The following is an 8,277-nucleotide window of genomic DNA, read 5'->3' as shown; positions in this document are numbered from 1 at the left end:
GCAGTTCGGATTTCCGACCAGGGCGTACAAAGGCGCGGCGGCGGCTCCGTCAGAAACGGAGCCAGCCGCCGGCAGGGGAGAGGTGGACATTTCTTACCTCGGGGCGATCAGCCCTCGAAATCCGGTGGGCAGCGGCGAACCAGGATGGCGTCGGCTTCGCGGCGGCGCAGGGAAAGCTGGTATCCGCGGATCAGCACGGTGATCGGGTCCATCAGCGGGGCGCAGCGAACAAACTCAATCTGGGTTCCGGCGGTGAATCCCATTTCCTGGAGATGCTGGCGCACGGCGGCGTCGCCGTCCAGCGAGACCACGTGGCCGTAGTCGCCGGGGTGCATCGCGGAGAGGGGCATCATAATGTGCCCGGTCTCATCCGGAGCGCCAAAGCGCAGGTAGCTCGTCTCAATCGCCGCGCGCCGCGAATCTTCGCGGGCTCCGCGCCAGCGCTGGAACGAGGAGAAGAAATTGTCTTGTTCGGTTTTCCGGGGTGTCATGGTCGGCATATCAGCCATCCCTCTATAATTACAGCGTCTTGCTGTATCCGATGAAACTCGTCTCCGACCTGCTTTGTCGGAGATTAATGATTTCATTATGGCGCCCCAATACGGCGATGTCAACGCTCTCGGATTCTTTTTCTGATTCCGTCTGCTGATACAGCTCCAATCGTTGGTCAAATTTCAGGCCGCAGCGCCCCCACGGAAATAAATTCGGCGTGAGATTGACATTCTATTCCTCGGTCGGTATAATACACCTCGTTGCGCGCTCGTAGCTCAGTGGATTAGAGCGATTGCTTGCGGAGCAATAGGCCGCAGGTTCGAGCCCCGCCGGGCGCACCACTAAAAAGAAGCCGTTGTCCAGAGATGGACAGCGGCTTCTTTATTTTTCGTCTCCGCCAGCTTGATTCCCCTTGACAATGGGGCGCCGGCTCGGTATAATACATGTCGTTGCGCGCTCGTAGCTCAGTGGATTAGAGCGATTGCTTGCGGAGCAATAGGCCGCAGGTTCGAGTCCTGCCGGGCGCACCATGAAAAAGAAGCCGTTACCCAGCGATGGGTAACGGCTTCTTTGTGTTTGGGGCGTTTTCGAGACCTATTCCCCCGCGCCGCTAAAGCGGCGCCTCCCCTTTTCCCAGCAAGGCCCTTCGGGCGGGAAAAGGGGCGTTCGTAATTGTGATCCAGGCGAGTATTCCGTTTTGCAAGAAGACCTTAGATCAAACAAAAAAGTCTTTGTCGGCCACGTTAAAACTCGCCTGGATAGTAATTATCAGCACCCCTTTTCCCGGGCTTTAGCCCTTCACTGGGAAAAGGGGGAAGCGCTTTAGCGCTGGGGGAATAGGTCCAGAATGCCTACCGCTTCGCCCCCGAGTCTTTCAATATCTGCACGATTGTGTCGGCGTGCGCCATGAGCGCGTGCTCGAGCGGGCTATGCGCGAGTCCTGGGTCCAGGTTCGGGTCCGCGCCGTTGGCGAGCAAAACTTTCACCGCTTCGATGCTTCCCGAGTCCACGGCGCGAGTAAGAGCGCTGTCCCCGTCGGTGTCCTGGGTATTGGGGTTGGCTTTGTTCTTCAGAAGGAGCAGGGTTCCCTCCGAGTCGCCGCGCTCGGCCATCCACATCAGCGGCGTTTCCCCCTGCTTGTTGCGGACGTTCACCACCGCGCCCCCGTCGATCAGGGCCTGAACATTTTCAATATGGTCGCGGTGCGCGGCGGCCATCAAGGGTGTGTTGCCATCTTTGGTCTTGGCTTCGATATTGGCTCCCTTCGCCAGAAGCGCCTTGACCCCAGTCGGAGAGCCTTCCAGCGCCGCCACCATGAGAACGGTGACGCCGTTCTTGGTTTTGGCGTTGACGTTGGCGCCATGTTTGATGAGGGCGTCCACGGCGGCCGGCTGGTTCTGTGTTTCGGCCAGCATCAGCATCGTGCGGTCCTGCGAGTCACGAGCGTCGGCGTCCGCGCCCAGCTTGATCAGGGATTCGATCGCGGCGGCGTCCCCGTCGCCGATTGCTTTGACCATCTCACGCACCAGCGTCGTGCGACTCATCGTCGCCTGCGCCGGGATTGCCATGCTTACGGCCAGCACGCAGCAAACGCCGGCGATCCGCCGGATGTTGTTATGGAGCATCGATAAATTTCCTCGTTTTGAATACGGACCGCCCGTATGGGGCATGTCCGGAACTCTCTTCCTCCCATTGTACCACGACCTCTTTTTCCGCGCCATAAGCGTTTGTAACCTGGCGTCAATCCTAGCGGGAATGATTGGCGTTGTTTGCTTGGTAGACTATCAATAGCAGACGCCGATCCTGGAACTTTGTTAAGGATCGCGTCCAAGCGCTAAGACGTAAAATGCTGAAGTTCGTCGCTCAGCCACTAGAAAGATACGCACCATGAAACTCGGACAAATCGTTACGCTAACCCTGACCACCTGCGCCGTTGCGGCGAGCATCACCGTGCCCGGAATTGCCGCTCAGCACAAGATGAGCGCCATGCACGCCAAGACCAAGATGGTCGGGGGCGCTGCGATGTACCCCACGAAGACGATCGTCGCGAACGCCGTGAACTCCAAGGACCACACCACGCTGGTCGCCGCCGTGAAGGCCGCCGGCCTGGTCGACACGCTGTCCGGCCCAGGGCCGTTCACCGTCTTCGCGCCGACCAACAAGGCGTTCGCCAAGCTGCCCGCCGGCACGGTCGATACGCTGCTCAAGCCCGAGAACAAAGACAAGCTGACCGCCGTGCTGACGTACCATGTTGTCTCTGGAACCTACAGCGCCTCCAAGCTGATGGGCCTGATCAAGGCCGGTCATGGCATGACGACGCTCAAGACCGTCGAGGGCGGCAAGCTCACCTTGATGAAGTCCGGCAAGGGTATCAGTGTCAAGGACGCCAAGGGTGACGTCTCCCATGTCACGATCGCCGACGTGATGCAGTCCAACGGCGTCATCCATGTTGTGGACACCGTTCTGCTGCCTGGCTAATCGCCGCGCGAACAGTAATTGTGCAACAAACAGCCCAGAGACGCAAATGTCTTTGGGCTGTATTTGTCTTCTCCTTAACTAAGGCTCGGCTAATCCGAGAAAACGGAAACGCGAAAGAATGATGCTTCTGACGCTGCTGCTAGTTATAGGTAATTGCGGGGACGCTTTACAGCGCCTCCGTTGACTTGCCGCTTCTCCATGTGCTAAACTATGGGGTAGTTTTCGGAGCTCGGCGTCGTTGTGTCGTCGCCTCTGCTGCTTCGAAGGAGTTTTCACGTGAGCGTTTCTGATCGACCCCTGGTCGCTATTGTCGGACGTCCGAACGTCGGCAAATCTACCCTTTTTAATCGTCTCGTCGGTAAGCGTATTGCCATTGTTGAGGATACGCCCGGCATCACCCGCGACCGTCTGTACGCCGACGGCGAATGGCTCGGACGTGAGTACACGCTGATCGACACCGGCGGCATTCAGATGTTCGAAACGGATCCGCTGAAGGCGCAGATCCGCGGACAGGCCGAGATCGCGATGGAAGAAGCCGATGTCGTCGTCTTCGTCATCGACACCACCGTTGGGATCACCTCGGACGATATCGAACTGGCGAATGCCTTGCGGCGCTCGCCCAAACCGCTGATCGTCATTGCGAACAAAGTCGACAACGGCGATCAAGAGCATCGCAATGTTCCGGAAGTCTATCAGCTCGGCTTTGGCGAAGTCTTCCCCGTCTCCGCGCTGAGCGGACGCGGACTGGGCGACGCGCTTGACGCCATCGTCGGCCACTTCGCGCCGGAAGACAAGGACAAGGATAAGGAGCCGGAAGATGAGCGGATCAAAATCGCCATCATCGGCCGCCCGAATGTTGGGAAGTCGTCCCTGCTGAACGCCATTCTTGGCGAAGAGCGCGTCATCGTCTCCCCCGTCGCTGGCACCACGCGCGATTCTATCGACACCACGTTCAACTTTAATGGACGCGAATTGGTCTTTATCGACACGGCGGGTATCCGCCGGGCCGGTAAAGTCCAGGGAAGTGTCGAATACTATACGGTGCTGCGCGCCCTGCGCGCGATCGACCGCGCCGATGTCGTGATGCTGGTCGTCGATTCGAACGACGGTCTGACCGACGGCGACAAGCGCGTCGGCGGCTTCGCCCATGAGCGCGGACGAGCGGCGGTCATCGTCGTCAACAAGTGGGATCTTGGACGCCAGGATGTCCTGGATGAGATGCCGGGCCAGAATCCAATGAAGATCTTCAGCGAGGAGATGCGCGACGGCATGAACTTCATGGCCTACGCCGCCCTTGCCTTTACCAGCGCGACCACCGGCAAGGGTGTGATCGCCGCCGTGGAGACGGCGCTGGACGCTGCCGAAAACCACGCGATGCGCATTCCCACTGGCGAACTGAACCGCTTGCTGCGCGACGCCTCCGACGCGCACCCGTACCTGGATCACGGCAAGCAGCTGAAAATCTACTACGCCACGATGCCGACGGTCAAGCCGCCGAAGATCGTACTGTTTGTGAACGATCCGGAACTGATGCACTTCTCCTACAAGCGCTACCTGGAAAACCAGATCCGCAAGACGTACGCCTTCGAAGGCACGCCCCTGCAGATCGAAGTGCGCAAGGCGGCGGACAAGGAAAGGGATCACTAACGTGACCGAAGTGGCGCGAATGAAGTTCAAGAGCGTCTCGTCTCCTAAGGAGCACGGGGCGCTCATTCTCAACGACGACGGCTCATTCCAGATCGAGCCCAGCGAACCCCTGCGCGACAAGATGGCCGAGCTGGAAGAAGCGGCCCTGCGCCGCTCCCAGCGTCTCGGGATTGGCCTCGGGTCTGGTCTGCTTGTAGTCGGCCTCGCCCTGATCGGTCTCGGGTGGGCCTTCGGTCGCGTCTTTGGCAAAATCGGCTACACCCTCAGCAAGCCGCGTCCCGTGCGCGACGTCCATGTGACCCGCAATCCCTCCGGCGGCGTCGACCTGACTCTTCCCGGTGTCGAAAGCAAGCTGCAAACGATCCAGATGTCCTGGAACGGCGACGAGGTGCTTTCCCCCGAAGTCGACAAGTTCCTAGAGAAATTTCACGAGATGCGCGGCGAATAGGCCCTATTCTCCACTCGCTAAGGCTCGTCTCTCCCTCTTCCTAGCAAGATGCCGCTCAGGGTAAAAGGGGAACAAATAATACAGCCCATTCACTCTTTGCACAATCGAGAGTGAATGGGCTGTATTATTTTTGTGGCTTTTTAGGCTTTTCTTAGAGACGTGTCCATTGGCGACGCCGGCGCCAGGCAAGGCTGGTCACAGTGAACACACCGAACGCCACGGGAATCCACGGTGCAGGTTCTGGCACGGCGCTTGGGACATCGTGCAGAGTCAGGCCAATCCGAATGAACCCAGAGGACTGACCTGGACTATCGTAGACCGACGTCATCATAATGGGGCCATTGCCAAAGTTGATGTGTCCATACGGACCGAAGTCGTAGTCGCCGCCGACCACCTTGTAGTAAACGTCGTACAAGGTTCCTGGGAAGCCATTATTAGTGTCGTTGTAAATAATGTTTACATTCTGGATACTGAGTGGGATAGTGGTCCCATTGACCGTGATGTAAGGTGATCCGTAATCTAACGTCGCACCGCCATCACGATCAAAAAATGCATACCCAAGGTCCGCATACGGATCATCCTGACCCAGGACAAACGTACTGCCTTCGGTCAGCGTGACGGTCTGCTCCTGCGGAAAGGCCGAGGGTGTGCCGACGAGAAAGGTAAAGCTCTGCGCCGCGTGGGCGGATGGGGCGGCAAGCGCCATTGCGGCAAGCGCAGTGGCAAATAAAGGGGCAAATACAGTATTCTTCATTTCACTTTTCCTCCTTGGAATAGCGAATCTTCGGCGTGATGCGCCATACTCATCTCTAATGCGCTAGGCCGTGACGAGTTTCCTCCCCTAATTTCGCACCGGACGTGGCTGATTTTTGTTACCCCCTACGATCGAAGGCGAGACTCTGGGCGTCGCCACCGTGCGGTTCCAAAACGGCGCGCTGGGGACGATCACCATGACCACCCTGGCGTACGACGGATTCCCCGAGCGGATCGATGTCAGCGGGACCAAGGGCAGCGCGATGCTGGTGGGCGACCATCTGGCGCATTTCACTACCAAAGACCTCTATGAAGACGAGTTTGGCGATCTAAGCGGCTCCGCTGAGACGCACTCCAATACGTCCAAAGACCCGGCGGCTCTCGTCGGCGACGGCCACTACGGCAATATCCGCGACTTCGTTCTCGCCGTACGCGAATGGAGCCCGCCGCAGGTCGCCGCCGAAAACCACGCGATGCGCATTCCCACCGGCGAGCTGAACCGCTTGCTGCGCGACGTCCATGTGACGCGCAATCCCTCCGGCGGCGTCGACCTGGCGCTTCCCGGCGTCGAAAGCAAGATGCAGACGATCCAGATGTCCTGGAACGGCGACGAGGTGCTTTCCCCCGAAGTCGACAAGTTCCTAGAGAAATTTCACGAAATGCGCGGCGATGCGTAGTCTGACGTGACAATGAAGCCCCGCAGCGTCATGCGGGGTTTTCTGACTTGTCGCTGCTGAGCATTTGGTGCAGATCTAAACGCTTCACAGGAATCTCCATAAACTCAGTGATTTCCTCCATATCGGGAATCCGGGCGCCGTGTTAGAATAGACACATATTTTATGGCTTCCGTCTCAAAGCAGCCTAATGCTTCTTTTGCGATATAGATACTGATTTGAAAAGGGATACTTCAATGCCGCTTTCTCGCCGTAAGTTTCTCAAGACCGGCGTTGCCGCCGCCGCCGGGTTCGCGCTCTGGGACGCCGCGCGCCTCCCCGGAGCCGCCAAGTCCTCAAGTGAGGATCAAAAACGCTTCCAGCCGACCTGGGAATCGCTGGAGCAGTATCAATGTCCCGATTGGTTCCGCGACGCCAAGTTCGGAATCTGGGCGCACTGGGGACCGCAGTGCCAGCCAGGGCAGGGAGATTGGTACGCCCGGGGTATGTATGAAGAGGGTAGTAACTACTACAAGTATCAGTGTGAAACCTACGGCCATCCCTCCAAGGCCGGCTTCAAGGAAGTGATCCACGAGTGGAAAGCCGAATCCTGGGACCCGGAGCATCTGATCTCTCTTTACAAGGCCGCCGGGGCCAAGTACTTTATGTGCCTCGCCAACCACCACGATAACTTCGACAACTATGCGTCGAGCTACCAGACGTGGAACAGCGTCGCGCTCGGTCCGAAGAAGGATCTGGTCGGCGGCTGGGAGCGCGCCGCCCGGGCCGCCGGCCTGCGCTTCGGCGTAAGCGTGCACGCCGCGCACGCCTGGTCCTTCTACGAGACGTCCCAGGGCGCCGACAAAGCCGGTCCGCTGGCGGGTGTTCCCTACGACGGTCACCTGACGAAGGCGGACGGCAAAGGGCAGTGGTGGGACGGACTGGACCCCCAGGACCTGTATGCGCAGGCGCATGCGCCCATGGGCTTGGAGTGGGATTGGAACAACGGCGGGCGCGGCGACCTCCCGAGCGCCGCGTACTGCGATAAGTTCTACAAACGCACCGTGGAGCTAATCGACAAATACCATCCCGATCAAGTGTATTTCGACGACACGATTCTCCCGCTCTATCCCGTGAGCGATGTCGGCCTGCGCCTCGCCGCCCACTTGTACAACACGAATATGCAGCGGCGCGGAGGCAAGCTGGAAGCGGTTGTGAACGGCAAAGTCCTGAACGCCCAGCAGCGAAAGTGTATGGTGATGGACCTGGAGCGCGGCGTCAGCAACCGGATCGAGCCGGAGCCGTTTCAGACGGATACCTGTATCGGCAACTGGCATTACGACCTCAGCGTTTTCAAGAATCATGCGTACAAGACGCCCGATCAAGTCGCGCATATGCTGGTGGACATCGTCAGTAAGAACGGCAACTTGATGCTCAATATTCCGCTGCCCGGAAGCGGACTGCCGGATTCGGACGAATTGGCGTTTCTGGCGGACTTCACCCGATGGATCAAGGTCAGCGGCGAGGGGATTTACGGGACGCGTCCCTGGGATATCTTCGGCGAGGGGCCGGCGGGCGGCGGGGCGGAGATCCACGCGCAGGGGTTCAATGAGAGCAATCGCCGCTATACCTCGCGTGACTTCCGATTTATGAAGAAGGGGGACGTTCTATACGCCCATGCGATGAACTGGCCCAAAGACGGGAAATTGGTTGTCCGATCGTTAGCGTCGGGGTCCGGTAAAATCAAAGGGGTGAGCCTGCTGGGCCATTCCGGCAAGCTTTCCTGGTCTCAGACTGATCGTGGCC

General features: G+C 58.8%; 8 protein-coding genes and 2 tRNA genes. 7 read left to right on the top strand and 3 right to left on the bottom strand.

Translation table 11 applies throughout. The features are described 5' to 3' along the window. Positions 1-107: 107 nt before the first annotated feature. Positions 108-500 carry a FeoA family protein gene (locus tag ABIZ35_RS08765; RefSeq protein ID WP_348219508.1) on the bottom strand — a complete coding sequence of 131 codons (393 nt, stop codon included), beginning with the start codon at positions 498-500 and terminating at the stop codon, positions 108-110. Positions 501-756: 256 nt separating this feature from the next. Here ABIZ35_RS08765 and ABIZ35_RS08760 point away from each other — a divergent pair. Beyond that, a tRNA-Arg gene (locus tag ABIZ35_RS08760) sits at positions 757-833 on the top strand. 112 nt (positions 834-945) lie between these two features. Next, positions 946-1,022, top strand: a tRNA-Arg gene (locus ABIZ35_RS08755). 321 nt (positions 1,023-1,343) lie between these two features. Here the strand turns inward: ABIZ35_RS08755 and ABIZ35_RS08750 are convergent. After that, the gene (locus ABIZ35_RS08750; protein WP_348219507.1) at positions 1,344-2,117 is read right to left on the bottom strand and encodes an ankyrin repeat domain-containing protein; all 774 of its coding nucleotides are present in this window, start codon (positions 2,115-2,117) and stop codon (positions 1,344-1,346) included. A 352-nt stretch (positions 2,118-2,469) separates the two neighbouring features. Here ABIZ35_RS08750 and ABIZ35_RS08745 point away from each other — a divergent pair, with 352 nt between their 5' ends. The 3 genes from ABIZ35_RS08745 to ABIZ35_RS08735 all read left to right on the top strand — a co-directional run bounded on the left by ABIZ35_RS08745 (position 2,470) and on the right by ABIZ35_RS08735 (position 5,065). Further along, the gene (locus ABIZ35_RS08745) at positions 2,470-2,970 is read left to right on the top strand and encodes a fasciclin domain-containing protein (protein ID WP_348219509.1); all 501 of its coding nucleotides are present in this window, start codon (positions 2,470-2,472) and stop codon (positions 2,968-2,970) included. Between the two features lie 276 nt (positions 2,971-3,246). Continuing rightward, on the top strand, positions 3,247-4,617 hold the full coding sequence (der, locus tag ABIZ35_RS08740) for a ribosome biogenesis GTPase Der (protein WP_348219506.1): 1,371 nt from the start codon (positions 3,247-3,249) through the stop codon (positions 4,615-4,617). Position 4,618: 1 nt separating this feature from the next. Then, positions 4,619-5,065: a hypothetical protein gene (locus ABIZ35_RS08735; RefSeq protein WP_348219505.1), complete on the top strand. Its 447-nt coding sequence runs from the start codon at positions 4,619-4,621 to the stop codon at positions 5,063-5,065. A gap of 151 nt (positions 5,066-5,216) precedes the next feature. On the opposite strand, the gene ABIZ35_RS08730 is transcribed toward ABIZ35_RS08735, so the two are convergent. After that, complete coding sequence (locus ABIZ35_RS08730) at positions 5,217-5,819, bottom strand: hypothetical protein (RefSeq protein ID WP_348219504.1); 603 nt, start codon at positions 5,817-5,819, stop codon at positions 5,217-5,219. 115 nt (positions 5,820-5,934) lie between these two features. On the opposite strand from ABIZ35_RS08730, the gene ABIZ35_RS08725 reads away from it, so the two are divergent. Further along, positions 5,935-6,495: a hypothetical protein gene (locus ABIZ35_RS08725; RefSeq protein WP_348219503.1), complete on the top strand. Its 561-nt coding sequence runs from the start codon at positions 5,935-5,937 to the stop codon at positions 6,493-6,495. Positions 6,496-6,728: 233 nt separating this feature from the next. Further along, a partial coding sequence (locus tag ABIZ35_RS08720; protein ID WP_348219502.1) for an alpha-L-fucosidase occupies positions 6,729-8,277 on the top strand: 1,549 nt, incomplete at its 3' end.

The organism is Capsulimonas sp., from assembly GCF_039929585.1.
In the GTDB taxonomy this organism is placed as follows: domain Bacteria; phylum Armatimonadota; class Armatimonadia; order Armatimonadales; family Capsulimonadaceae; genus Capsulimonas.
This window is presented reverse-complemented; position numbering and strand designations above follow the sequence as displayed.